This window comes from Brevundimonas sp. GW822-FHT03E11 (assembly GCF_058801445.1).
The window spans coordinates 352,935-376,880 of record NZ_JBXANG010000001.1 but is presented as its reverse complement, the minus strand read 5'-3'; the positions used below and the strand labels follow the sequence as shown (position 1 = coordinate 376,880).

23 protein-coding genes are annotated in these 23,946 nt (G+C 66.2%); 11 read left to right on the top strand and 12 right to left on the bottom strand.

Features of this window, described 5'->3' with window-relative positions; translation table 11 throughout:
• Positions 1 to 61 precede the first annotated feature (61 nt).
• Together AC1RKE_RS01885 and AC1RKE_RS01880 are read left to right on the top strand one after the other, a co-directional pair.
• The gene (locus AC1RKE_RS01885) at positions 62 to 1,879 is read left to right on the top strand and encodes an ATP-binding protein (protein WP_395942331.1); all 1,818 of its coding nucleotides are present in this window, start codon (positions 62 to 64) and stop codon (positions 1,877 to 1,879) included.
• A gap of 105 nt (positions 1,880 to 1,984) precedes the next feature.
• Positions 1,985 to 3,673 (top strand): cisplatin damage response ATP-dependent DNA ligase, encoded by a 1,689-nt coding sequence (locus tag AC1RKE_RS01880; protein WP_348685146.1) that lies wholly within the window; start codon positions 1,985 to 1,987, stop codon positions 3,671 to 3,673.
• A 21-nt stretch (positions 3,674 to 3,694) separates the two neighbouring features.
• Here AC1RKE_RS01880 and AC1RKE_RS01875 read toward each other — a convergent pair whose 3' ends face one another.
• Positions 3,695 to 5,125, bottom strand: coding sequence for a D-alanyl-D-alanine carboxypeptidase (locus AC1RKE_RS01875; RefSeq protein ID WP_395942332.1), 1,431 nt, complete (start codon positions 5,123 to 5,125; stop codon positions 3,695 to 3,697).
• Positions 5,126 to 5,368: 243 nt separating this feature from the next.
• Between AC1RKE_RS01875 and AC1RKE_RS01870 the strand changes: the two genes are divergently transcribed.
• Positions 5,369 to 5,848, top strand: a complete 480-nt coding sequence (locus AC1RKE_RS01870) for a phasin family protein (RefSeq protein WP_152950653.1) — start codon at positions 5,369 to 5,371, stop codon at positions 5,846 to 5,848.
• Positions 5,849 to 5,907: 59 nt separating this feature from the next.
• Here the strand turns inward: AC1RKE_RS01870 and AC1RKE_RS01865 are convergent, their stop codons facing one another.
• Complete coding sequence (locus tag AC1RKE_RS01865; protein ID WP_054766177.1) at positions 5,908 to 6,396, bottom strand: nuclear transport factor 2 family protein; 489 nt, start codon at positions 6,394 to 6,396, stop codon at positions 5,908 to 5,910.
• Positions 6,397 to 6,563: 167 nt separating this feature from the next.
• Between AC1RKE_RS01865 and clpS the strand changes: the two genes are divergently transcribed.
• From clpS to AC1RKE_RS01850, 3 genes are all read left to right on the top strand, one after another.
• Complete coding sequence (gene clpS / locus AC1RKE_RS01860) at positions 6,564 to 6,893, top strand: ATP-dependent Clp protease adapter ClpS (protein ID WP_054766176.1); 330 nt, start codon at positions 6,564 to 6,566, stop codon at positions 6,891 to 6,893.
• Between the two features lie 13 nt (positions 6,894 to 6,906).
• Positions 6,907 to 9,210 (top strand): ATP-dependent Clp protease ATP-binding subunit ClpA, encoded by a 2,304-nt coding sequence (gene clpA, locus AC1RKE_RS01855; RefSeq protein ID WP_152950651.1) that lies wholly within the window; start codon positions 6,907 to 6,909, stop codon positions 9,208 to 9,210.
• Between the two features lie 95 nt (positions 9,211 to 9,305).
• Complete coding sequence (locus AC1RKE_RS01850; RefSeq protein WP_152950650.1) at positions 9,306 to 10,112, top strand: hypothetical protein; 807 nt, start codon at positions 9,306 to 9,308, stop codon at positions 10,110 to 10,112.
• Here AC1RKE_RS01850 and AC1RKE_RS01845 read toward each other — a convergent pair.
• A complete protein-coding gene (locus tag AC1RKE_RS01845; RefSeq protein ID WP_194166970.1) occupies positions 10,105 to 10,284 on the bottom strand; it encodes a hypothetical protein in 180 nt (59 codons plus the stop codon). The genes AC1RKE_RS01850 and AC1RKE_RS01845 overlap by 8 nt on opposite strands.
• On the opposite strand from AC1RKE_RS01845, the gene AC1RKE_RS01840 reads away from it, so the two are divergent.
• Positions 10,222 to 11,763 carry a class I SAM-dependent methyltransferase gene (locus AC1RKE_RS01840; protein ID WP_370513384.1) on the top strand — a complete coding sequence of 514 codons (1,542 nt, stop codon included), beginning with the start codon at positions 10,222 to 10,224 and terminating at the stop codon, positions 11,761 to 11,763. The genes AC1RKE_RS01845 and AC1RKE_RS01840 overlap by 63 nt on opposite strands.
• Positions 11,764 to 11,921: 158 nt before the next feature.
• Here the strand turns inward: AC1RKE_RS01840 and AC1RKE_RS01835 are convergent, their stop codons facing one another.
• A complete protein-coding gene (locus AC1RKE_RS01835) occupies positions 11,922 to 13,070 on the bottom strand; it encodes a GNAT family N-acetyltransferase (RefSeq protein WP_054766173.1) in 1,149 nt (382 codons plus the stop codon).
• The gene (locus tag AC1RKE_RS01830) at positions 13,067 to 13,525 is read right to left on the bottom strand and encodes a RidA family protein (RefSeq protein ID WP_054766172.1); all 459 of its coding nucleotides are present in this window, start codon (positions 13,523 to 13,525) and stop codon (positions 13,067 to 13,069) included. The genes AC1RKE_RS01835 and AC1RKE_RS01830 overlap by 4 nt, the downstream gene beginning before the upstream one ends.
• 103 nt (positions 13,526 to 13,628) lie before the next feature.
• Here AC1RKE_RS01830 and AC1RKE_RS01825 point away from each other — a divergent pair, with 103 nt between their 5' ends.
• On the top strand, positions 13,629 to 14,534 hold the full coding sequence (locus AC1RKE_RS01825) for a hypothetical protein (RefSeq protein ID WP_183214782.1): 906 nt from the start codon (positions 13,629 to 13,631) through the stop codon (positions 14,532 to 14,534).
• Between the two features lie 67 nt (positions 14,535 to 14,601).
• Complete coding sequence (locus AC1RKE_RS01820) at positions 14,602 to 14,892, top strand: hypothetical protein (RefSeq protein WP_348684213.1); 291 nt, start codon at positions 14,602 to 14,604, stop codon at positions 14,890 to 14,892.
• 6 nt (positions 14,893 to 14,898) lie between these two features.
• Here AC1RKE_RS01820 and AC1RKE_RS01815 read toward each other — a convergent pair whose 3' ends face one another.
• The 3 genes from AC1RKE_RS01815 to AC1RKE_RS01805 are packed head-to-tail and all read right to left on the bottom strand — an operon-like array spanning position 14,899 to position 18,248.
• Complete coding sequence (locus AC1RKE_RS01815; RefSeq protein ID WP_348684212.1) at positions 14,899 to 15,639, bottom strand: polysaccharide deacetylase family protein; 741 nt, start codon at positions 15,637 to 15,639, stop codon at positions 14,899 to 14,901.
• 36 nt (positions 15,640 to 15,675) lie between these two features.
• The gene (pncB, locus tag AC1RKE_RS01810; RefSeq protein WP_348684210.1) at positions 15,676 to 16,971 is read right to left on the bottom strand and encodes a nicotinate phosphoribosyltransferase; all 1,296 of its coding nucleotides are present in this window, start codon (positions 16,969 to 16,971) and stop codon (positions 15,676 to 15,678) included.
• Between the two features lie 8 nt (positions 16,972 to 16,979).
• Positions 16,980 to 18,248, bottom strand: a complete 1,269-nt coding sequence (locus tag AC1RKE_RS01805; protein ID WP_348684208.1) for a DNA polymerase IV — start codon at positions 18,246 to 18,248, stop codon at positions 16,980 to 16,982.
• A 106-nt stretch (positions 18,249 to 18,354) separates the two neighbouring features.
• On the opposite strand from AC1RKE_RS01805, the gene AC1RKE_RS01800 reads away from it, so the two are divergent.
• Both AC1RKE_RS01800 and AC1RKE_RS01795 read left to right on the top strand, forming a co-directional pair.
• Positions 18,355 to 18,720 (top strand): response regulator, encoded by a 366-nt coding sequence (locus AC1RKE_RS01800; protein ID WP_182713570.1) that lies wholly within the window; start codon positions 18,355 to 18,357, stop codon positions 18,718 to 18,720.
• Positions 18,717 to 20,078 carry a PleD family two-component system response regulator gene (locus AC1RKE_RS01795; RefSeq protein ID WP_228184435.1) on the top strand — a complete coding sequence of 454 codons (1,362 nt, stop codon included), beginning with the start codon at positions 18,717 to 18,719 and terminating at the stop codon, positions 20,076 to 20,078. The genes AC1RKE_RS01800 and AC1RKE_RS01795 overlap by 4 nt, the downstream gene beginning before the upstream one ends.
• Before the next feature lie 79 nt (positions 20,079 to 20,157).
• Here the strand turns inward: AC1RKE_RS01795 and rpmG are convergent, their stop codons facing one another.
• The 4 genes from rpmG to rnr form a co-directional block, all read right to left on the bottom strand.
• Entirely contained in the window at positions 20,158 to 20,325 is a 168-nt protein-coding gene (gene rpmG, locus AC1RKE_RS01790; RefSeq protein WP_003164451.1) for a 50S ribosomal protein L33, read from the bottom strand.
• A gap of 86 nt (positions 20,326 to 20,411) precedes the next feature.
• Positions 20,412 to 20,819, bottom strand: coding sequence for a DUF5990 family protein (locus AC1RKE_RS01785; protein WP_348684206.1), 408 nt, complete (start codon positions 20,817 to 20,819; stop codon positions 20,412 to 20,414).
• A gap of 2 nt (positions 20,820 to 20,821) precedes the next feature.
• Positions 20,822 to 21,535, bottom strand: coding sequence for an NUDIX hydrolase (locus AC1RKE_RS01780; RefSeq protein ID WP_287394825.1), 714 nt, complete (start codon positions 21,533 to 21,535; stop codon positions 20,822 to 20,824).
• Positions 21,532 to 23,862 carry a ribonuclease R gene (gene rnr, locus AC1RKE_RS01775; RefSeq protein WP_492896231.1) on the bottom strand — a complete coding sequence of 777 codons (2,331 nt, stop codon included), beginning with the start codon at positions 23,860 to 23,862 and terminating at the stop codon, positions 21,532 to 21,534. Before rnr ends, AC1RKE_RS01780 begins: the two co-directional genes overlap by 4 nt.
• Positions 23,863 to 23,946 lie beyond the last annotated feature (84 nt).

The window sequence follows — 23,946 nt, the reverse complement described above, 5'->3', positions numbered from 1 at the left end:
CTCCGTCTTAGAACCTTCGTACTAGCGTCGCGCCTTACAAAGAACGTGGGGGCGGGTTCATATGGTTGAATCGGACGGTGTTGCTAAGACATTTCCCGGTGATCGGCGCGCGGGCGACCCGGCCCAGGCCCTGACGGCCATCCTGCAAACCCAGTATCTGCGCTATGTCATCATCGCCTCCTGGGCCCTGGCGCTGTTGGGCACCGCCCCTTGGTGGCAAGCCCTGATCTGGTTCGTGATGACCCTGGGGGCCGGCACGATCCGGGGCGTGGTCGAGCACAAGCTGCGTGATCGGGTGGAGGCGGGCTGGGGCATGGTCTTCCCAGCGGTCGCGACCGTCACCACCGCCGCCTGGGCCGTCGCCCCCCTGATGGCCTGGTACTCCGGCGCGGTTTTCGGCCAGGCTTTGGCGGTCGGATTCATCATTTGCGGCTATGTGCTGGTCTTCGCCCAGCTTCGTAATTCGCCGCTGCACGCGATCATTGTCTCGTCGCCCTATGGGGCGGCGGCGGCGATCATGTTGCTGAGCTGCTGGGGCGAGCCTCAGTTCTGGTCGATGATTGCGGTGCTGCCGTGCGTGGTCGCCGTGCTGTTCGTGCTGGTGACCATGACCATGTTGCGCGAGAGCCGGATCGAGGCCTTCCAAGCCCACCAGGCCCATCTCATCGAAGAGCTGGAGGCCGCCCGTGACAAGGCGGATGCGGCGAACCAAGCCAAGTCCAACTTCCTCGGCGTCATTTCGCACGAGCTGCGAACGCCGATGAACGGCGTCCTCGGCGCGGCGCAGCTGCTCAGCGCAACCCGGCTGGAGGCCGCCCAGCGCGAATATCTGTCGATCATCCGCAACTCCGGCGACAACCTTCTGTCGCTGCTGAACGACATTCTCGACATGACCAAGATCGAGGCCGGCAAGATGACCTTCGAGGTCGTCGATGTTGTGGTGGAGGACCTTCACCGTCGGATCACCGGACCCTTCGAGGCCCAGGCCGAGGCCAAGGGTCTGACGTTCGCGTCTGAACTGGAAGGCGAGATTCCGGCGGTCGTGCGCGGCGATCCGCTGCGCGTCTGTCAGGTCGTGCAGAACCTGTTGTCCAACGCCGTGAAATTCACCGACGGCGGCGAAATTCTCTATCGCGTGCGCGGCACGCGCATCTCCGATCGGCGCGTCGGCTTTGAATTCTCGGTGACGGACAGCGGGTCGGGGATATCCGAAGCGGATCTGGCCCGGCTGTTCCAGCCTTTCACCCAGGTGGACGCCTCGTCGACGCGGCGCTTTGGCGGAACGGGCCTGGGTCTGACCATCGCACGCCGCATGGCCAACATCATGGGCGGCGACATCACGGTGGACTCCGAGGTGGGGCGCGGATCGTGCTTCACCCTGAGCGTAGAGGCCGAGGTCGTGGAATGGGTTCGCCCTGTCGCGACCGGCGCCGTAGAGGCCGAGGTCGAGGAAGGCGTTGCGCTGAGGGTGCTGGTGGTCGAGGACCACCCCGTCAACCGCATGATCCTGGAAGCCTGGATGAGCACGGCCTCCCACGCCGCCGTCACGGCGGAGAATGGACAGTTGGCCGTAGAGGCGGCGTCCGAACAGCCGTTCGATCTGATCATCATGGACGTCAACATGCCGGTCATGGATGGGCTGACGGCGACTCGGCGCATTCGGGATGGAGACGGGCCGAACGCCGACACGCCGATCGTCGTGCTGTCGGCCTCAGCCCGCAGCGAGGATCACGAAGCCGGGCTGGAGGCCGGCGCGGACGCCTATCTGACCAAGCCGATCGACTTCGCCGCCCTGGCGGAGATGATGGGCCGTGCCGCCGGCGGGCGCGCAGCCCTGAGCGCCGCCGAGGATTCGCCGAGCCAGTCGGCCGCAGCCTGACGCGACTGATTTAAGGGGGCGCGCAAGGCGCGGCGGCGGGAAACCTCCGTCGCCTTCTTCGTTCTGGGCTGACGGCGCCGCTCGCCGCGGCCAGACTGGATCATCATGCGCGCCTTCGCCGAACTTCTGGATCGTCTGTCTCTGACGGCGTCGCGCAACGCCAAACTGGTGCTGGTCCGGGACTATCTGAAAGCGACGCCCGATCCGGATCGGGGCTGGGCCTTGGCGGCCCTGACGGGGGATCTGACCTTCGACGCCGCCAAGCCGGCCATGATCCGAAAGGCGGTCGAAGGGCGGGTCGATTCCACCCTGTTCGGCTGGTCCTACGACTATGTCGGCGACCTGGCCGAGACCGTCGCCCTGATCTGGCCCGGTCAATCGGATCATCGCCCCAACCGCGAACCCGAACTGGGCGAGGTGGTGGACGCGCTGCGCGCTGCGGGCCGCACCGAGGTTCGAGCCTTGCTGGAAACCTGGTTGGACGCTCTGGAGCCGAAGGGGCGATGGGCCTTGCTGAAGCTGATGACGGGCGGACTGCGGGTCGGTCTGTCGGCGCGCCTGGCCAAGACGGCGGCGGCCATGATGCGCCCCGCCGAAGCGGTTGCGCCTCCTAAGGCGGAAGGCGGGGAGGCGCGTGCGGTCCTGGAGCCGGTGGACGTATCGGCGGTGGAGGAGGTCTGGCATGCTGTGGACCCGCCTTACGCTGATCTGTTCGCCTGGCTGGAAGGTCGCGCCGAACGGCCGAGCCCCGATGCGCCTGGACGGTTCAGGCCGGTCATGCTGGCCGTGGCCGTCGATGAGACGGCCGATCTGCCGCGGCTCGATCCAGCCGACTACGCCGCCGAATGGAAGTGGGACGGCATCCGCGTTCAGGCGGTGGTCGAGGGCGGTGTGCGCAAACTGTGGTCGCGCACCGGCGACGAGATTTCAGCCGCTTTTCCTGACGTGATGGAGACCCTAGCCTTCGCGGGCGCCTTGGACGGCGAACTGGTGGTCTGGCGGGACGGGGCCGTGGCGCCCTTCGGCGATCTGCAGCAAAGGCTGAACCGCAAGACGGTCGACGCCAAGGCCATGGCCGCCTTTCCCGCCGCCGTCATCGCCTATGATCTGCTGGCCGATGAGACCGGCGATTTACGGGCGCTGCCCCTCAGAGACCGCCGCGCCCGGCTGGAGGCGCTGGTCGGCGCCCATCCCGAGGCGCGCCTGCATCTCTCGCCTCTGGTCGATTACGCAGACTGGACGGAGTTGGCGCGGCTGCGGGCCGATCCGCCGGTCGGGGCGGCGGCCGAGGGCTTGATGCTGAAACGGTGGGACAGTCCCTATGTGGCCGGCCGACCAAAGGGGCCGTGGTTCAAGTGGAAACGTGATCCCCACGTCATCGACGCCGTTCTGATGTACGCCCAGCGCGGTCACGGCAAACGGTCGAGCTTCTACTCAGACTACACCTTCGGCGTCTGGACCGAGGCCGGTGCGCTGACCCCCGTCGGCAAGGCCTATTTCGGCTTTACCGACGAAGAGCTGAAGCAGTTGGACAAGTTCGTGCGGGACCATACGGTCGAGCGGTTCGGACCGGTGCGGTCGGTTCGGGCAGAACGGGATTTCGGCCTAGTGCTGGAGATCGCCTTCGAGGGTCTCCAACGATCGTCGCGGCACAAGTCCGGCGTCGCCATGCGCTTTCCCCGCATCAGCCGAATCCGCTGGGACAAGCCGGCGCGCGAAGCCGACACCCTGGTCGGGGTGATGGATCTTCTGGACGCCCTGGAAAGCGGCGGCGGACGGGTGGCTCGGAGTTGACGACCCGCGCCGGTTGCGGCGTCAGTCCGGGCGCACGACCATGCAGGTGACGCGACGTTCCGACAGAGCCTCGCACGCCGCCTTGGCGGCGTCCTCGGTCAGTCCGGTGAAGCGCGACCGGTACCATTCGCCCGCCGTCTGAACATTGCGTTCGGCGTTGGCGAATTGGGTGCGGAAGCGGCGATTGACCTCCGTCAGCCAGTCGGAAGCGACCTTTTCATCCTTGAAGGCGCCGACCTGAACAGCCCACCGGCCTGAGGCGCGTGATGGGGCGGCCCTCGCGGCTTCGCGGGCGGGCGGCGGCGTGGTTCGGCGCGCAGGCGCTGCAGCGCCGGATCCACCGTTCAGAGAGGCGGTGAGGTTGGCGGGCGCCCGACCGGCTGTGTCGGCGGCGGCGCGTCGTTCCGAAGGGGCGGGCGTGACGCGTGTCGGCAAAGCCGCCGGGGCCGGGGCCGCCGTATAGGCGACGGCCGAGGTTTCGCCGCCGATGGCGTCTTCGTCATCCGACAAGGCGGCGTAGGCCACGGGGGCGCTGGGCGACAGGGCTTCGGAGCCGACGCCGAAGCCGCGTTGTTCGAAGAAGGACTGGGCGATCTGGATCGACTCGCCCTGCGCCCGCCGCCGTTCGACCTCGAAGCCGGTGTCCATCAGTTCGGCGACATGGGCGTTGCGGCTGGCGCTGGAGCGACCGCCCAGCACGACGGTGATCAGCCGACGTCCATCGCGCACCGCAGAGGCGGCGAGATTGTAGCCCGAGGCGTTGGTATAGCCGGTCTTCATCCCGTCATAGCCGTTTCCAGTGGGCAGGAGACCGTTGGTGTTGCGATAGCTGCGGCCGTTGTAGGCCCAGTCATGCAGGCCGAAATAGCTGTAGTACTGGGGAAAGTCTCTCATGATGGCGCGGGCCAGGATGGCCTGGTCGCGGGCTGAGGTCACCTGGCGCGCATCGGGCAGGCCGTTGGCGGTGAAATAGCGCGTCTGGGTCATGCCCAACTGTTGGGCCTTCTGCGTCATCAGGCTGGTGAACCGGCTTTCGGAACCGCCCACATGTTCGGCGATGGCGACGGCCATGTCGTTGGCCGACCGCACGGCGGTGGCGCGCATGGCGTCGTCCAGGGTGATGGTCTGGCCCGCCGCCAGGCCGAGTTTCGACGGCGGCTGGGAGGCGGCGTGGGGCGAAACCGTCAGGACGTCGTCAGCCTTGACCCGGCCCTGAGACAGGGCCTCGAAGGTCAAATAGAGCGTCATCATCTTGGTCAGGGAGGCCGGATAACGACGGGCGTCGGCATGGCGCGAAAACAGAACCTCGCCCGAGGCGGCGTCTATGACGATGGCGGCGTAGCGGCTGTTTTCCTGGCTTTGAGCCTGGGCTTCGATCGGCCGGACGTTCGCGCTGAACACCAGCGACAGGGCGAGAACGGCGAAGAGACCACGGCGGAACAGTGACAGCATGGGCGGATACGACCCTCGGTGAGCAGGGTGCGACAGGCCCCCCGGCCGACGCGATTGGAGGTCTAGCATAGGAGAGGCGGGTTTCAGGGTGGTTAACCGATCATCAACGCGAATTTGAAGAGCGAGTCACGAAATGGTGCAATGCACAATGATCCTTGATTTTTGTTCGCTTGTGCAGCATAAAGGGGATGACCCTGGGTCAACTAGATTGCGCCGTCCCCCTAACCAATCGGAAACATGACCATGGCCGACACCGCCGAAACCATTAAGAAGACCGCCGATTCCGCCGCCAAGGCCCAAAACCAGGCTCAGGCCCATGCCGCCGAATTCCAGGCCGCCGGCGCCAAGGCCATGCGTGAAGGCATCGACAAATCCGTCGCCTCGCTGACCGAACTGAACGCCCACGGCAAGAAGAACCTGGACGCCATGGTCGAATCCGCCACCGTCGCCCAGAAGGGCGCCGAGGCCCTGTCGCAACAGGCCCTGGGCTTCGCCAAGACCAGCTGGGAAGACGGCGTCGCCGCCGCCAAGGAACTGTCGACCGCCCGCTCGGTCCAGGAGTTCTTCGAACTTCAGACGACCTGGGCCAAGAAGTCCATGGAACGCTATATGTCCGAACTGGCCAAGACCAACGAGATCGTCACCACGACGGTCAAGGACAGCCTGAAGCCCATCAATGAGCGCGTCACCGCCTCGGTCGAGACCTTCCAGGCCGCCCGCTAAGTCTGGCGATCGAAGCATTCGAAGGCCCCGAGGTTCGCCTCGGGGCCTTTTCTTTGTCTTCAGGGCAGGGGCGTGTGGTCGTAGCTGAAGACGCGCGCCAGCTTCCAAGTCTCGCCCTCGCGCTTCCACATCTGGGTGAAGCGGGCGCGGCCGACGCGGGTCTCGGGGCCGTCCCCGCGCCTCTCATAAAAGACGTGTTCGCCGGTTTCGACGGCGCCGTAGTTTTCGATCGGATAGACCGCCACCGCGTCCGCAAGCGCTTCGCGTCGAGACCGCCAGGCGTCCGGCGCAAGGCGGTCCTGACACCGATCGGCGTACTGGGCCACGAAACCGTCCGCATCCGTCGCCACCCGACCGCCCCTGTCGTCGAAGAATTCGAAATCGTCCGTAACGAGCGTCCGCAGGGTCGCAGGGTCGCACGCTTCGAAGAAGACGGAAAAGAGCCGGGCGTCCGCCGCCATGACCGACTCGCGCAGGGTCTGGCCCGGCGAGGGGGCGGCGAGCAGCGCCAATGCGGCCAATGGCGCGGCGGCGAGGGCGACAGACATGGGGGCGACCTTTGATTGGCGATGTCCCAACCTGTGGCGAAAGGGTTGCGGGATCACGTGAATCTTTCGTCAGCCTCCACTCACGAAAGCCGTGACTGGACGCCGCTTCAAATCAGGCCATCATTCCCTATCTGATAGACAAGACGACTCCCCGATACGGAACACGAATGCCCATACAAAGGCCCGGTGAAACAGGCGGCGGACAAGGAACCGCCGTCGTCACCGAAACAAAGCCCAAGCTTCAGAAGCCCTCGCTTTACCGAGTGCTCATACTGAACGACGATTATTCGCCGATGGAATTCGTCGTCTATGTCCTGGAACGATTCTTCCAGAAGAGCCGGGAAGAAGCCACTCGCATCATGCTGCATGTGCATCAGCATGGCGTGGGGGTCTGCGGCGTCTACACCTATGAAGTCGCCGAGACCAAGGTCGCGCAGGTCATCGAAACCGCGCGCCGCCACCAGCACCCGCTGCAATGCACGATGGAAAAGGACTGAGAGGAGCCTCCCTATGCCTTCATTTTCCCGTCCTCTCGAAGAAACCCTGCACCGCGCCGTCGGCTACGCCAATGCGCGCCGGCACGAATACGCCACGCTCGAACACCTGTTGCTGGCCCTGATCGACGACCCGGACGCCGCCAATGTCATGCGGGCGTGCAATGTCGATCTGTCGGCCTTGAAGGCGGCGCTGAACCTCTATGTCGACAATGATCTAGCCGCCCTCGCCACGGCTGACGGCGAGGACGCCAAGCCGACGGCGGGCTTCCAGCGCGTGATCCAGCGCGCGGTCATCCACGTCCAGTCCTCGGGTCGCGAAGAGGTGTCCGGCGCAAACGTGCTGGTCGCCATCTTCTCGGAGCGCGAGAGCCACGCCGCCTACTTCCTGCAAGAGCAGGACATGACCCGCTATGACGCGGTCAACTTCATCGCCCACGGCATCGCCAAGAAGGCCGGCGCCGGCGAGACCCGTCCCGCCAAGGGCGCCTCGCCTGAGGAGGCCGAAGACCAGTCAGCGGTCAAACAGGGCGGCGAGGCGCTGGAAGCCTATTGCGTCGACCTCAATGAGAAGTCGCGCCAGGGCAAGGTCGATCCACTGATCGGCCGTCAGGCCGAGGTCGAACGCTCGATCCAGATCCTGTGCCGCCGGACCAAGAACAATCCGCTGCTGGTCGGCGACCCCGGGGTCGGCAAGACCGCCATCGCCGAAGGCCTGGCGCGCAAGATCGTCAACGGCGAGGTGCCCGACGTCCTGAAGGACGCCACCATCTATTCGCTGGACATGGGCGCTCTTCTGGCCGGCACCCGCTATCGCGGCGATTTCGAAGAGCGGCTGAAACAGGTGGTCAAGGAGCTGGAGAACCACGACAACGCCGTGCTCTTCATCGACGAGATCCACACGGTGATCGGCGCCGGCGCGACCTCGGGCGGGGCCATGGATGCGTCGAACCTGCTGAAGCCGGCCCTCGCTTCGGGTTCGCTGCGCTGCATGGGATCGACGACCTATAAGGAGTATCGCCAACACTTCGAGAAGGACCGCGCCCTGGTGCGCCGCTTCCAGAAGATCGACGTCAACGAGCCGACGGTCGAGGATACGGTGAAGATCCTGAAAGGTCTGAAAACCTATTACGAACAGCACCATAAGGTTCGTTACACTGACAGCGCCGTGCGGACGGCGGTCGAGCTGTCGGCGCGCTACATGACCGACCGGAAACTGCCGGACAAGGCGATCGACGTGATCGACGAGGCCGGGGCGTCGCAGATGCTGCTGACCGAGTCCAAGCGCAAGAAGGTCATCGGTCAGAAGGAGGTCGAGGCCGTCATCGCCAAGATGGCCCGCATTCCGGCCAAGTCAGTGTCCAAGTCGGACACCGAGAGCCTGCGCGAGCTGGAGGTCGATCTGAAGCGCGTGGTCTTCGGGCAGGAGCAGGCGATCGAACAGGTGTCGGCGGCGATGAAGCTGGCGCGGGCGGGTCTGCGTGATCCGAACAAGCCGATCGGCAGCTTCCTGTTCAGCGGTCCGACCGGCGTCGGCAAGACCGAGGTGGCGCGTCAGCTGGCCTCCACCCTCGGCATCGAGATGCAGCGTTTCGACATGTCCGAGTACATGGAGCGGCACACCGTCAGCCGCCTGATCGGGGCGCCTCCCGGCTATGTCGGCCATGACCAGGGCGGTCTGCTGACCGACGCCGTCGATCAGCATCCCCATTCGGTGGTGCTGCTGGACGAGATCGAGAAGGCGCACCCGGACGTCTACAACATCCTGTTGCAGGTGATGGACAACGGCTTGTTGACCGACGCGGTCGGCAAGAAGGTGGACTTCAGGAACGTCATCCTGATCATGACCACCAACGCCGGCGCCGCCGACAACGCCCGCGCCTCCATCGGCTTCGGCCGCGGCAAGGTCGAGGGCGAGGACGAAAAGGCCATCCAGCGTCTGTTCGCGCCGGAGTTCAGGAACCGCCTGGACGCCATCGTGGCCTTCAAGCCGCTGCAGGCCGACACGATCCGCTCGGTGGTGACCAAGTTCATCCTTCAGCTGGAAGCCCAGCTGGCAGACCGCAACATCACCATCGAACTGACCGACGAGGCGGCCGACTGGCTGGCCAAGAACGGCTTCGACGAACTGTACGGCGCGCGTCCGCTGGCGCGGGTCATCCAGGATTCGATCAAGAAGCCGCTGGCCGACGACATCCTGTTCGGGCGTCTGACGCGCGGCGGACACGTCAAGGTCCAGCTGAAGGACGGCAAGATCGACTTCGACATCAAGAGCGCCGGCGGCGTTCCGGCGAAGTCGGAGGAAGAAGAGACGGCCTGATCAGCCCGAGCGACGACGAGTAGAAGGCCCGGGCGTCTCCGCCCGGGCCTTTTTTCTGTCTCAAGTCACTGGCGAAATCGGGGGCGGAGGGCGTTATGAAACTAAAGATCTTGAGGGCTTTGCTCGTGATGGCGGCGGCTTTGGCTGTTCTGGTCATTGCCCTCGTTGTCTGGTTTCAAGGCTTTAGCCTTCAAAGTGATGGAATATTCGTGGTCACATTCGCTATGTGTCTGTTGGGTGCGGATCGCACCTACGAATGGATTTCCAAGCGATCTAGCAATCGCATAGCCGCCTATTCGTCAGCAGCGACGGCTTTGATGATTGGCGCCTTCGTCATGGCCGAACTGATGGCCCGTCTCAGCTTCGACAATCGAGCCTCGACCTACCGATGGATGGCCGGCTTTGGGATGGTGACGGCTTTGGCCTGGGTGTCGTTTGACCTGCTGCTGCGTGGAAGGCTCGACACATCCGACAAATGGGTCAAACCCACAGCGACCGGGTTGGCCATTGTGGTGTTCCTCATTTCGCTCTGGGCGGCTTTCGCCGTTCCGTTTGTCCGGGTAGGGACCGTCAGCCCCCATGACTGCGCCTTGATGGCCCAGGCGCTGAAGGAGTTTTCGCCGGAAGGCGTATCTGGTGGAATGCGGTTAAGCTCGAAGGCGAACTGCAACTGGCGGACCCTAGGTCTCCCTGAGCCAAATGCTAATGTTATTTCCCAGAGCGGGGAGTTTCACCCTTGGTTCTCAGTGGAGCCTCCCGTCTATTCTCTGCTGCGAACCCGTGCGACCCTGTCAGTAGGACAAGAATGGATCATGCTGGGTGGAGGCGGACAAGATTGTCTCTATTCGCGCACCTTGAAGGGATGGCGACGAGATAGATGCGAAACAAGCTGGATCAGTTGAGCGCGCACGACGAATGAGCGTTGCCGATGCAGAACGCACCATTCAAGCTGCTCAGGTCGCCCTTGAGAATGGCCGAAAGCAGGAGGCGTTTGAGTGCCTTAAGGCGGCTATCGCCGCGGATACTGATCATCCGGCTGCCCTGGCGGCCATGGGGATGTTCCTGTCGGTCCATGGCGATCCGGGGCAGGCGAGCCAGGTCCTGAGTCGGGCCTTGGCGAAGGCCGTAGATCCCGGGATGCGTGGGAAGGTGGCGGCGGCTCTGGCTGAGCGGCTGTCCGGTCTGGCGCCGAACGGCTGGCATCCCGTGCTGGACGCGGATCTTACGGTGTTGCTGGGCGAAGCGGCGGTCGATCCGCAGAAACTGGCGCGGGTCGTTGCGCGGACCCTGCTGCTGAAGACGCCGGACTTTGACGGCTCCGTTGAGGCGCTGGAAGCGATTGGCCGCGATCCGCTGTGGCGGGGGTTTTTGTCGCGCTGCCTAAATCTGGATGCTGCGATGGAGGCGCGGTTGAATGCCGTGCGCGCCGCCCTGGTCGCGACCGATGGGACGGAGGGCGAGGGCCGCGCGGCCTTGCTAGAGGCACTGGCGGTGAATGGTTTCGCCGCGGAATATCTCGACGCAGGACCAGAGGGTTTGACGGGGCGCCTGGCCTGGCTGTTTCGGACGCCGGGGCTGGATGAGGAGGTGAGCGGCGAACTAGCGCGTCGGGCCGTTGAGCAGCCCAAGCGAGAGGGTGAGCTGGCGGCAGGGCTCGAGTGTTTGACGCCGTCCGACGACGCGGTTTCCGTGGCGGTGCGCGATCAGTATGAGGCCAGTCCCTATCCGCGTTGGGTCGCACCGCCCGCGCCCGAAGCGCGCTCACTGATTTCGTGCGTTAAGGCCTTGCCTGGGCTGGATCGGGAGGCTTTCGCCGGACGGCCCGAACGGGTTCTGGTCGCCGGCTGCGGCACAGGGTTCGAGCCGATCGACCTGGCCCGGACCGATCCGACCTTGTCGATCACCGCCATGGACCTGAGCCGCGCCAGCCTGGCTTATGGCGCACGGGTCGCAGGCGAACTTGGGCTTGATCGGGTTCGGTTCGTCCAAGGCGACATACTGGCGCTGGACCAGATCGAGGACCGGTTCGACGTCGTGACCTCCACCGGCGTGATCCACCATATGGCGCGGCCGGACGAGGGCTTGGCGCGCCTGGCTGGGGTGCTGCGGCCGGGCGGAGTGGTGCGGCTGGGCCTCTACAGCGAGCGGGGGCGCAAGCGGGTGAAGCTGGCTCACGCCCTGATCCGGGAACGCGGCTGGCGAGCGACGCCAGAGGACATCCGCGCCTTCCGCGCCCACGTCCTGTCCTTGCCGGACGGGGCGCCCTTGGCCGCCTTGAGGGAGAGCGACGACTTCTACAGTCTCAGTGGATGCCGTGATCTGGTCTTCCACGTGCAGGAACATTGCTACACGCCGCCCCAACTGGACGATCTGCTGGCCGTCGCTGGTCTCCGCCTTATCGGTTTCGACGCCCCGCCCGAGGCTCAGTCGGCCTTCCGTTCGGCCTTCGGGCGCGCCGATCCGCTGGATATGGACCTATGGGACCGGCTGGAGACGCAAAACCCGACCCTGTTCGCCGGCATGTACCATCTGTGGGCGCAGAGGCCGGCCTAGGTGGACCTTCCCCCGCTTGCGGGGGAAGTGTCAGCTCGTCGAGCGTAGCGAGACGGCTGACGATGGGGGAAGTCTTCTTCCAGCCAAACAAGACTCCCCTCTCCGACCCTGGTTCGCTTCGCGAACGACGGGCCACCTCGCCCGCAAGCGGGAGAGGGTCAGTTTTCTTTTTTGAAGGGCGACAGTTCCTCGGTCATCTCTCGCCTCTGCGCCTCCACTGCGGGGCCTTCGCGACGGAGATAGTCGGCGACCGGGCCGCGCAGCGCGGGGTCGGCGATGAAGTGGGCGGAGTAGACGGGGGAGGGCAGATAGCCGCGTGCGATCTTGTGCTCGCCCTGGGCGCCCGCCTCGACGCGGGACAGGCCGCGCGCAACGGCGAACTCGATCGCCTGATAATAGCAGAGCTCGAAATGGAGGAAGGGCACGTCTTCCAGCGCGCCCCACTGGCGGCCGTACAGGGCGTCGCGGCCGATGAAATTCAAGGCGCCGGCGATGGGCCTTTCGTCGCGGAAGGCCATGACGAGGGCGATCCGGTCCGCCATGGTCGCGCCCACGCGGCTAAAGAAGTCCCGGGTCAGATAGGGTCGCCCCCATTTCCGGTCGCCCGTGTCCATGTAGAAGGCGAAGAAGGCGTCCCAGTGGGCCTCGGCGATGTCGGCGCCCGTCAGGATGCGGATGTCCAGACCGGCCTGGGCGTCGCGGCGTTCGCGGCGGATGGTCTTGCGACGGTTGGCCGACAGGGCGGCCAGGAAGTCGTCGAAGGTCTGATAGCCGTCATTGCGCCAGATGAACTGGATGTCCTGGCGGAGCAGCAGGCCAGCCTGGGCCATATCCGTCCATTCCGTCTCGGTTGGGAAGTTGACGTGCAGGGACGAGACGCCCAGCCGCTCGACCAGGGTCAGGGCGCCCTGAAGCAGGGCCTGCCGCACCGTCGCGGCGTCCGTATCCGGGTGGTTCAGGAAGCGTGGGCCGGTCGCCGGGGTGAAGGGCACGGCGCCCAGCAGCTTGGGGTAATAGCGACCGCCGGCGCGCTCATAGGCGTCGGCCCAGCTGTGGTCGAAGACATATTCGCCCTGGCTGTGGCCCTTCAGATAGAGGGGCATGACGCCCAGGACGGCGTCATCCTCGTCACGCAGGGCCAGGTGTCGCGGCGCCCAACCCTGGTGCGGCGCGGCGCTGCCGGACGCCTCGCAGGCGTGCAGAAAATCGTAGGAGACGAAGGGATCGCCGGTGGGACACGCGCAGGCGTCCCAGGCCTCGCGGCCGATGTCGGCGATCCCGTCGTGAACCGTCAGTGTGAAGGTCAACGGATCTCCACGACGGCGTCCACCTCGACGGCGAAGCCGAGGGGCAGCTTGTAGACGCCGACGGCGGAACGGGCGTGGCGGCCGGCGTCGCCGAACACCTCGACCATCAGGTCCGAGCAGCCGTTGATGACGGCGGGAATGGCCTCGAATTCCGGTCCCGCCTGGACGAAGCCGCCCAGCTTCACGATCCGCACGACCCGGCCCAGGTCGCCGTCGCAGGCGGCCTTGATCTGGGCCAGCAGATTGATCCCGCACAGGCGGGCGGCGGCGGCAGCCTGTTCCGGCGTCACGTCTACGCCGACCGTGCCCTTGATCCCGCCCGAGGCGTCGTTCGACAGCTGGCCCGAGATGTGGACGACCGCGCCCGACTGGACGAAGGGCACATAGTTGGCCACCGCCTTGGCGGGTTCCGGCAGGGTGATGCCGAGTTCGGCGATACGGGATTCGATGGTCATGGGGGCTCCTTGATCTGGTCGGCGGTTTAGCGCGGCGCAAGGGCGGCGTCACCCGTCCGGCGTCTTAAGCCTTCGCCAATCGCCATATGCCAGAATGGCGCTCATGGATCTGCACCTGACCTCTGACGTCGCCGCCTTTCAGGCCGTGTTGGCGCGCCTTTCGCCGTCGGACTGGGCGCACGTTGATGCAGCCATGGAGCCCGCCGCCGCCAAGGCCGCAGAGGCCGCGCCCCACTGGGATTTCGAAATGCCAGCCAGGGCGGTGGACGCCGTTCTGGGCGCATCCGCCTCTGACGCGGTTCGACGCGGCCTCATCGCCAGTTGGGCCCTGCGCTTGCCGGATCGGGTCGCGACCCTGGCTCTGCCGCCCGAAGTGCTGTCCCTCTATCCCTATTGGATCGAACAGCTGGCGGCCTTCCTGACCCAGGCGGAGGGCGATTACGACTTCGACCACTGGGCCAAGGATGTTCGCTTCAGCCTGGCGCTCAGCGTGCCGGCGGCCAAGAGCCAGGTCATCGACCTGAGTTCGCCGGTGGGGCCGGGACAGATCATCAAACATGTGCGCGACGGCTGGGGTTTCGGCCCGCTGTTCCGCTATCTGAAGGCGGGCGCCAAACGCGAGCCCTGGCTGGAGGTCCATACCGAGAGCCGCTGGCTGCGCGGCTTCAACGAGGAGGGTTGGAACGACGCCTGGGCCACGGCGGCGGAAATCTGTCGGACGCGACCGGAGCTGGCGGGGATGATCGGCTCCAGCTGGTTCTACGACCCGCCCCTGACCGAGATCAGCCCCCGCCTGGCGCACCTGCGGCTCAACCCGCTGAAGGGCGGGGCCTTTATGGTGCATCAAGGGCCGGGCGAGATTCACACGCAGCGGGCGGCAACAGCCTCTGCGTCGCGAAAGGCGTTGATCGACAGCGGTGAATACACCGCGCGGTCATGGCTGATGGTCTGGCCGAGGAAGGAGCTGATCGCCTGGGCGGATCGGCGCAAGGCCGTCGCCCTCGTCTGAGAGCCGGCGATGTTCGATAGCCCGATTATCGATTAGTGTGCTGACATTTTCGGATTGGAGCGACGGCATGTCGATGGCGGCGAAGCGTGCGGGCGGGGCGCATCCTCTGCGTTTGGTCGGCTGGGGCCTTGTGGCCTTGGCCCTATCGGCGCCGCTGGTGGCCATGCAGTTCACTCGCGAGGTCGCCTGGACGGCGTCGGACTTCCTGTTCGCGGGCGTCTTGCTGGTCGGAGCGGGCGTCTTGATCGAACTGACGCTGGCTTTGATCAAACGTCGTTCTTTGGCTCTGGCCGTCTGCGCCGCGGTGGTCCTGGCGGTTCTGCTGATTTGGGCCGAGGGCGCCGTGGGCGTTTTCTAAGCCGTTTCAGTCGGTAAGGCGGCCCCAGGCCGAGGCCACGGGTTGAATGTCCAGCCCGGCGGCCTTGGCGAGCAGGATCAGCCGGTCGATGTCTTCGGGGCGGCAGCCATAGGGGGTGGGCGCGTCGCTGACGTCGTGGCCGTAGGCGATCAGCCAGCCTCTAGAGGCCGCCGTGTCTGCGACAAGCTGTTCCAGATCATAGCCGGGCAGGCGACGGCTCTCCAGGCCGATGGCCTGCACCAGATTGCGATCCACGCGGCCGGTGTTGATCCCGTCGCGCACGCCTCGCCCGCACAGGAAGCGCCGCTCAATCACCGCCTTGGACCCCAGGGCGCAGTCGCCGAACGGATAGGCGAAGGTCTGCATCCGATAGCCGTCCAGCCGTTCCGACACCCAGGCGGCGTTGCGGGCCAGGCTGGCGTCCAGTTCGGCCGGCGACAGGCGCAGGGTCGAGACGTGTTCATAGGTGTGGCAGCCGACCTCGTGTCCCGCCGCGTGCAGGGCCTGAAGGTGCTCGGTCTCGAACTGCGGCAGATCCAGATTGCGCCCGCCCGCCAGACCGCCGCAGACATAGTAGGTGGCCTTCACCTCGTGCTGGGCCAGCACCGGCCCGGCCTCCAGCCAGGCGGAGGCGGGGATATCGTCGAACGACAGGCTCAGCACGCCTCGCGGGGGCCGGATGGTCGCGGGGCGGACATCCAGATAACGGCCGGCGCGGCGGCGCATCTTGTCGACGAAGGCGTTCATGCCGCCCTTATGACCAATCGGGCTTAAGGCCGGGTTTCAGACCGTAACGGGTCGAGCGGTCAGGCCGCGCGCGCCGAAGACGCGGCGATAGCGTTGGATTTCGGCCGGATCGCCCACGGCCTTTTCCGGATTGTCCGACAGTTTGACGGCGGGACGCCCTCCAGCCTCGACCACCTTGCAGACCAGGGAGATGGGCTCAAGCTCGGGGGCGAAGGCGGGCGAACAGTCGCGGAAGTCATTGGTCAGATTGGTGCCCCAGCCGAAGCTGAGCCGGGTGCGGCCATGGAAATGGGCGTGGGCCGCTTCGATGCCGTCAATGTCCATGCCGTCGGAGAAGATCAGCAGCTTCTCGCGCGGATCGCGGCCCCGTTCGCGCCACCAGTCGATCAGCCGTTCGCCCGCCGGGATCGGCGGGGCCGAGTCGGGGCGGAAGCCGGTCCAGTCGGCGACCCAGTCGGGAGCCTGATCCAGAAAGGCCTCGGTGCCGAAGGCGTCGGGCAGGACGACCAGCAGATTGCCGCCGTAGTGCCGCCGCCACTCGTCCAGCACAGCATAGGGCGTCTGGGCCAGGCTGGCGTCGTCGGGGGCCAGGGCGGCCAGGACCATCGGCAGTTCGTGGCCATTGGTGCCGATGGCCTCCAGATCGTTCTCCATGGCGTGGAGCACATTGGAGGTGCCGATGAAGGACCGGCCCAGACCTTCCTTCAGGGCCTGAATGCACCAGCGTTGCCACAGGAAGCCGTGGCGACGACGGGTGCCGAAGTCGGACAGGGCCAGATCGGGCAGGGCGCGCAGCCGCTCGACCTTGGACCACAGCCGGGTCTTGGCCCGCGAATAGAGGACGTCCAGTTCGAACCGTCCCAGCCGACGCAGCCCTGTGCGGCAGCGCAGTTCATTGAGGATGGCCAGGGCGGGGATTTCCCACAGGGTCACCTCGGCCCAGGCGCCGGAGAAGGTCAGGACATATTGGCCGTCCTGAACCGACAGGTCGTAGTCGGGCAGGCGGTAGTCGGTCAGCCAGGCGATGAAGTCCGGCGAGAAGATTTGCTTCACCCCATAGAAGCTGTTGCCCGCCAGCCAGACCAATTCCTTGTTGGTGAAGCGCAATGTGCGGGCGTGGTCCAGCTGGTCGCGCAGTGCAGCGACGTCGATCTCGTCCGCCATACGGACCGACCGGGTGCGGTTGATGACCTGGAAGACGACGGGCGTGTCGCGATGTTCACGCCAGATCATCTGCAACATCAGCAATTTGTAGAAATCGGTGTCCAGCAGGCTGCGGACGATCGGGTCCAGGCGGAACCCGTGGTCGAAGGCGCGTTTGGCGAGGTCCATGCGTCCTCTTAGGTCTTAAGCGCCCGACCCGCCACCACGGCGTCCTTGCCGAACTTTTCCCGCAGCCGGTCGATGGCCCGTTCGGTCTTCAGGAGGCGGGTCTCGGCGCTTTGGAACAGACCGACAGGCGCGTCTTCCGCATCCTGAATATCCGCCATGCCGATACCGATCAGCCGATAGGGCGGCCCCAGTTCCGGTCGCAGCAGATCGCGACCGGCGGCGAACAGGGCGCGGGCGGTCTGGACCGGTTCGGCCAGGCTGATCCGCCGGGTGACGATCTTGAAGTCGGTGCGGCGCAGTTTCAGCACCAGGACGCGGCTGGCGACGCCATCGCGCCGCGCCTTTGACGCCAGCTTCTCGCACAGGGGCCAGAGCTCGGCCTCCAGCGCCTCGGCTGTGCTGAGGTCCTCATTGAAGGTGGTCTCGGCGCTCATGCCCTTGCGGTCCCGCTCCGGGTTCACGGCGCGGGCGTCGCGGGCGTGGGCCAGGTCGTAGAGGCGCAGACCGGACTCGCCATAGCGTTTGACCAGGTCGCGGACGTCGGCCCGGGCCAGATCGCCGATGGTGGCGTAGCCGTCGCTGCGCAGCGCCTTGCCGAACACCGGGCCGACGCCGGGCAGGGCGGTGACGGAGCGGGGCGCCAGCAGGGCCTGCGCATCCCCTGCGCCGATCACGGAAAAGCCGCGCGGCTTGTCCATCTCCGAGGCCATTTTCGCAAGGAAGCGATTGGGCGCCAGGCCGATCGAGACGGTCAGGCCGGTCTCGTCCTCGATCTGCTTCTGGAACCGGATCAACTGAAAGGCCGCAGGCCCGCCGTTCAGTCGCTCCGTGCCCGACAGATCGACCCAGGCCTCGTCCAGCGACAGCGGCTGGATCAGGGGCGTCAGCCGGCCCAGGGCGCCCAGGATGCGATCTGACTCAAAGACGTATTTGGCGAAGTCCGGCTTGATCACCACGGCATCGGGACAGGCCTTCAGGGCCTTGAACATCGGCATGGCGCTGCCGACGCCATATTGGCGGGCGACATAGCAGGCGGTCGAAACCACGCCGCGCTTTCCCCCGCCGACGATCACCGGCCGGTCGCGAAGCTCGGGCCGATCGCGCTTTTCGACCGAGGCGTAGAAGGCGTCGCAGTCCATGTGCGCGATCGTCAACCGATCCAGTTCCGTGTGGGCGACGATGCGGCGCGATCCGCACGACGGGCAGCGCCGATCCGGCGGCCCGGCGGGGTCGGTTCCGGTCCACAGACAGTGGCGACAGACGGCCTTTATGGCCACGCTTAAGGTCTCCGTAACCTTGGCTTCACCCCAACTTAAGACTGGGCAGGCAGTATGACGTTCAACGCGGCGTCGCCAATTCGCCGGCGACCCAGGTCAGGTGATGATGTCCAAGAAAGTCCTCATCGTCGAGGATAACGAGCTGAACATGAAGCTTTTTCATGATCTGCTCGATTCCCAGGGCTACGAGACCTTGCAGACCCGAGAGGGGCTGCAGGCCTTGGCCCTGGCGCGCGCGCACCATCCGGACCTGATCCTGATGGATATTCAACTGCCTGAAATTTCGGGTCTCGAAGTCACCAAATGGCTGAAGGACGACGAGGAGCTGAACCATATTCCCGTCATCGCCGTGACCGCCTTCGCCATGAAGGGCGATGAGGAGCGGATTCGTCAGGGCGGTTGCGAGGCCTATATCTCCAAGCCGATATCGGTCATGCACTTCCTCCAGACCATTCGGCAGCATCTGGGATGAGCGCGCGAATTCTGGTCGTCGACGATGTAGACGTGAATGTGCGTCTGCTCGAGGCCAAGCTGACCATCGAATATTATGACGTGCTGACCTGCCACGACGGTCAGACGGCCTTGACCCTGGCGGCGAAAGAGCAGCCGGACCTGATCCTGCTGGACGTCATGATGCCGGGCATGGACGGTTTCGAGACTTGTCGGCGGTTGAAGGCGCGAGCTGAGACGCGCCACATTCCGGTGGTGCTGGTGACGGCCCTGGACGGCCGAGCCGATCGGATTCGCGGTCTGGAGGCCGAGGCCGACGACTTTCTGACCAAGCCGATCGACGATGTGGTGCTGCTGGCGCGGGTCAAGTCGCTGACGCGGCTGAAGCAGGTGATGGACGAACTGCGCGAGCGCGAGGAAAGCAGCCGGCGCATGGGCGTGGGCGACGAGGCTGCAGCGCGTCTGAGAACCGAAGGCGGCCGGGTTCTGATCGTCGATGACGACGAAAGCCAGGCCGCAGCGGTCGCTGCGGAACTGGGCCGCGAACACCGCGTGGTGGTGGAGACCGACCCCCAGGCGGCGCTTGCGGCGGCCAAGGGGCCGCTGGATCTGATCATCGTCAATGTGGCGGCCCAGAGTTTCGACGGATTAAGGGTCATCGCCATGCTGAAATCCGGCGATGCGCGGCGCGCGCCGGTCCTCGCAATCGTGGAGCCTGGCGAGCGACCTCGGATGGTCAAGGCGCTGGAGCTGGGGGCTACCGACATCCTGCCGCGTCCGATCGACACCGAGGAGCTTTCCGCCCGTGTCCGCACCCAGATCCGGCGCAAACGCTATACGGACTTCCTGCGCCAGAAGCTGGACAGCAGTCTGGAAATGGCCGTCACCGACTCTCTGACGGGCCTGCACAATCGGCGCTACATGGCCGGCCAGCTGCAGGCCCTGGTGGGGCGCGCCACACACGGCGGCTCGCCGGTGGCTGTGCTGGTCTTGGATATCGACCACTTCAAGGCGGTCAACGACGGTTTCGGCCACGACGCCGGCGATGAGGTTCTGGCCGAATTTGCGGTCCGGCTCGCCACCAATGTGCGCGCCGTGGACCTGCCCTGCCGTATGGGCGGGGAGGAATTCGTGGTGGTCATGCCGGGCGCGGGTCTGGAGGACGCCCGTATGGTGGCCGAGCGTATTCGCCGCGACATCGCCGCAGCGCCGTTCCGCGTGATGGGCGGCGAGGAGTTTTTGACCATCACCCTGTCGATCGGCGTCGCCGCGACGACCGGCGCCGGGGACACGCCCGAGGCCCTGCTGAAGCGGGCCGATGAAGGCGTTTATGAAGCCAAGGCCGGCGGCCGCAACAAGGTCGTCGCGCGCGCGGTCTGACGTCGCACCGGCTTAGCCGCAACGAAAAACGCCCGGCTGCGACCAGCCGGGCGTTTTCCCTTGTCAGCGGATCAAGGCGTTACTTGATCTTGCCTTCCTTGAACTCGACGTGCTTGCGCACGACCGGGTCGTACTTCTTGACGACCATCTTCTCGGTCATGGTGCGAGCGTTCTTCTTGGTGACGTAGAAGAAGCCGGTGTCGGCCGTGGAGTTCAGGCGGATCTTGATGGAAGCCGGTTTGGCCATCGGAATTACCTCTGCGACGGCGAAAGCCGCTTAAAATAAGAGGCGCGAAACATACTCAGACTCGATCCAAAGTCAACGGCCCAATCTCAGACGGCCGTCCACGGCTGAAGAGGCCGCACAGTCGCGCAGGCGGGGCCGCCGTCGCGGGCGCGGCCGGGCAGAATCATCTCCAGCGTCCGGCCCTCGCGCGCCAGGGCCAGAAGGTCTGCGGGAATATCATGGACGTCGATCTTGGCGCGACGGCTCCATTCGCTGTGCTGTCCCGCCGACGTGCCGATGGCGATATAGATGAAGCGGCGCAACGCTCCCTCGCGTCGCACGAAGGGGCCGGTCAGCCGCCCGTCGTCGGACAGGGTCACGGGGACGTCGAAACTGATCGGACCGTCACCGGCGATACGGGGTTTGACCGGCGTGTTGGCCTTGTCCTGCAGGCTGTAGGCGACGCCTGGGACCGGGTCTGCTGTGGTCAGGCGCAGGGTGATGGCGCTGGGCATGGTCAGTCCCTGTGATCGACGATATGGCGGCCGCGCACCATGCGGACGAAGGGGAGGGGGCGGTTGGGGCTGGTTCGATCCTGGCCAAGCCGCTCGGCCAGTTCGCCCAGCACGAAGCGGGTGATGGCGGGCAGATCGAGGGCGCGAGCGTCTTCCAGGGGAAGCCAGGCGATTTCGTCCAGCTCGCCTGATCCTGCGGTCGGCTCGGGCGTCAACAGGGCCTCCGCCGGGGCCAGGAAGAACCGGGCGTCGAACCGGCGCGGGCGGCCGGGCGGCGTAACGGCGCGGGCGATGTAGGACAGGACCGACAGATCGGGCAGGGCGCCCGCTTGCCGGTATTCGCGCCACGGTCCGGCGACGCTGGTCGACGGCGCGGCGCGCCCCAGGATCAGCCCGGTCTCCTCGAAGGTCTCGCGGATCGCCGTCAGGGCCAGGGCGCGGGCGCGGCGGGCGGGAACCTCGGCCTCCAGCCGGCGCGCGACATCGGGGGCCAAGGCGCCGGTCGAGGCGGCGGTGAAATCCGCCCGGTCGATCCGCCCACCGGGAAACACCCACTTCGACGCCATGAAGACATGGCCCGGCGCCCGCCGCCCCATCAGCACCTCAGGCCGCGACCCGCCCCGTGTCACGATCAATGTCGCCGCGTCCTTGGGGCGTTGGGCGCCGCCGACGCGAGGCGCGTCGGTCAGGTCCTGCGCGGCGTCGAAGGGGGTCACCTCCGTTTGCCTTTGCGCACGCCCTTCAGCCCGCCCGAAGGTTTGGAGCCGTTGCGGGGCTTGGGGCCGCCCGGCCGGTTCTTGCCGCGGATCGGCGGGCCGTCGCCGCCTCGTCCCCGGACGCCGTAGCGAGGGGGCGGGGCGTTGGGATCGCGCGGCTCCGGTTCGCTGAGCATTTCGAACACCAGTCCGCCGGTGACGGGGGTGGCCTCCACCAGCCTGACCTCGACCATCCGGCCCAGGGTGAAGCGCTTGCCGGTGCGTTCGCCGACCAGGGCGTGGGCGCGGTCGTCGTGGGCGAAATACTCGCCGCCCAGGGTGGAGACGGGAACCAGGCCGTCGGCGCCGGTCTCGTCGAGGCGGATGAACAGGCCGAAGCGGGTCACGCCGGTGATCCGTCCGGTGAAGGTCGCGCCGACGCGGTCCTCCAGGAAGGCGGCGATATAGCGGTCCATGGCGTCCCGCTCGGCCGCCATGGACCGGCGCTCGGTCATGGTCACGCCCTCGGCGATGGCCGGCAGTTCGGCGATCTCGCGGTCGGTCAGCCCGTCCTTGCCGAGGTTCAGCGCCCGGATCAGGCCGCGGTGGACGATCAGGTCGGAGTAACGCCGGATCGGCGAGGTGAAGTGGGCGTAGCGGTCCAGGTTCAGGCCGAAGTGGCCGACATTGTCCGGCGAATAGATGGCCTGCATCTGGGTGCGCAGAACCACTTCGTTGACCACATCGGCGTATTCGCCGTCGCGGGTCTCGTCCAGCAACTTGTTGAACCGCTTGGTCGTGCCCGGCTCGCCCTTGTTCCAGGGCTTGCCGATGGTCGAGAGGAAGTCGGCCAGGTTGAAGATCTTCTCCTGACTGGGGGCGTCGTGGACGCGATAGATCAGGGGCGTCTTCTTCTGCTCCAGGGTCTCGGCGGCGCAGACGTTGGCCTGGATCATCATCTCCTCGATCAGCCGGTGCGCCTCCAGGGAAGCGCGCTTCTCGATGGAGGCGATCCCGCCGTCGGGCGCCATGCGGATGCGGCGTTCGGCGGATTCGATCTGCAGCGGACTGCGCTTCAGCCGGCCCTTCAGCATGGCGTGATAGGCGTTCCACAGCGGATAGAGGATGGTCTCCATGATCGGTCCGGTCGTGTCGTCGGCCCCGCACCCCTTTTCAGGCCCGTCGATGGCCGCCTGGGCCTGTTCGTAGCTGAGCTTGGCGTGCGACCGCATCAGGCCGCGCACGAACCTGTGGCCGGTCTTGCGGCCGTCCTTGTCGAACACCATCCGCACCGCCAGACAGGCGCGGTTCTCGCCCTCCTTCAGGCTGCACAGGCCGTTCGACAGCACCTCGGGCAGCATGGGTTCGACCCGGTCGGGGAAGTAGGTGGAGTTGCCCTTGTCGCGCGCCTCGCGGTCCAGCTGGCTGCCGGGGCGGACGTAGGCGGCGACGTCAGCGATGGCGACCCAGACGATCCAGCCGCCGGGGTTCTTCGGATCTTCGTCGCGGGCGGCGTAGACGGCGTCGTCATGGTCTCGCGCATCGGCGGGGTCGATGGTGATGAAGGGGATCTCGCGCAGATCTTCGCGCCCCTTCAGCGTCGGCAGCTCCTGATCCTCGGCCTCGCGCTCCACCGCCTCGGAGAAGCCGGTCGGCACGCCATGGGCGTGGATGGCGATCAGGGAGGCGGCGCGGGGGTCGTCCTCCTTGCCGATATGTTCCAGGATCTTGCCGCGCTTGGGCCCATAGCGCTGGTCGCCCTTTTCGATGGCGGCCAGGACCAGATCGCCGTCGCGCAGATCGCCGGACTGGGCCTGGGGCACCAGCAGCACGTCCTTGGAGCGGCGATCGACCGGCTCGACGCGGGTCTCGCGCGCCGACTTGCGGATGACGCCCAGGACACGGTTCGTCCCGGCGTCCAGCCGTTTGATCAACCGCGCCTCCCAGCCGTCGTCGCCGCGCTGGAACTTGACCAAAAGCCGGTCGCCCAGGCCGGGCGCGGGACCGGGCTTTGCCTTGTCAGGCATCAACAGGGCGCGGGGCGCATCGGCGCCGGCCTCGACCAGGCGGACGTAAAGTTCGCCGTCGCCGTCGCGTTCGATCACATCGGCGACGCCGACGGGGGGCAGGGCGCCGGCTTCTGAGAAGCCCTTGCGGCCCCGTTTGCCCAGTCGGCCCTCAGCCTCCAGCTCGCGGATCATTTCGCGCAGGGCTCGGCGATCGCCGCCCTTCAGGCCGAAGTGGCGGGCGATATCGGTCTTCTCGGCCGATCCGGCCTCGCGCAGAAAGGCGAGGAGGGTGTCTTTGTCGGGGAGACCGGCGGGCGGCCTCTTGGGTGATTTGGTCATTGCGTCTTTCGTAGCGCGGAACCGCGCCCTTGGGTCAAATCTTGCGTGAGTTGACCATGTGAATGTGAGGCCTCAGCCTCGCTG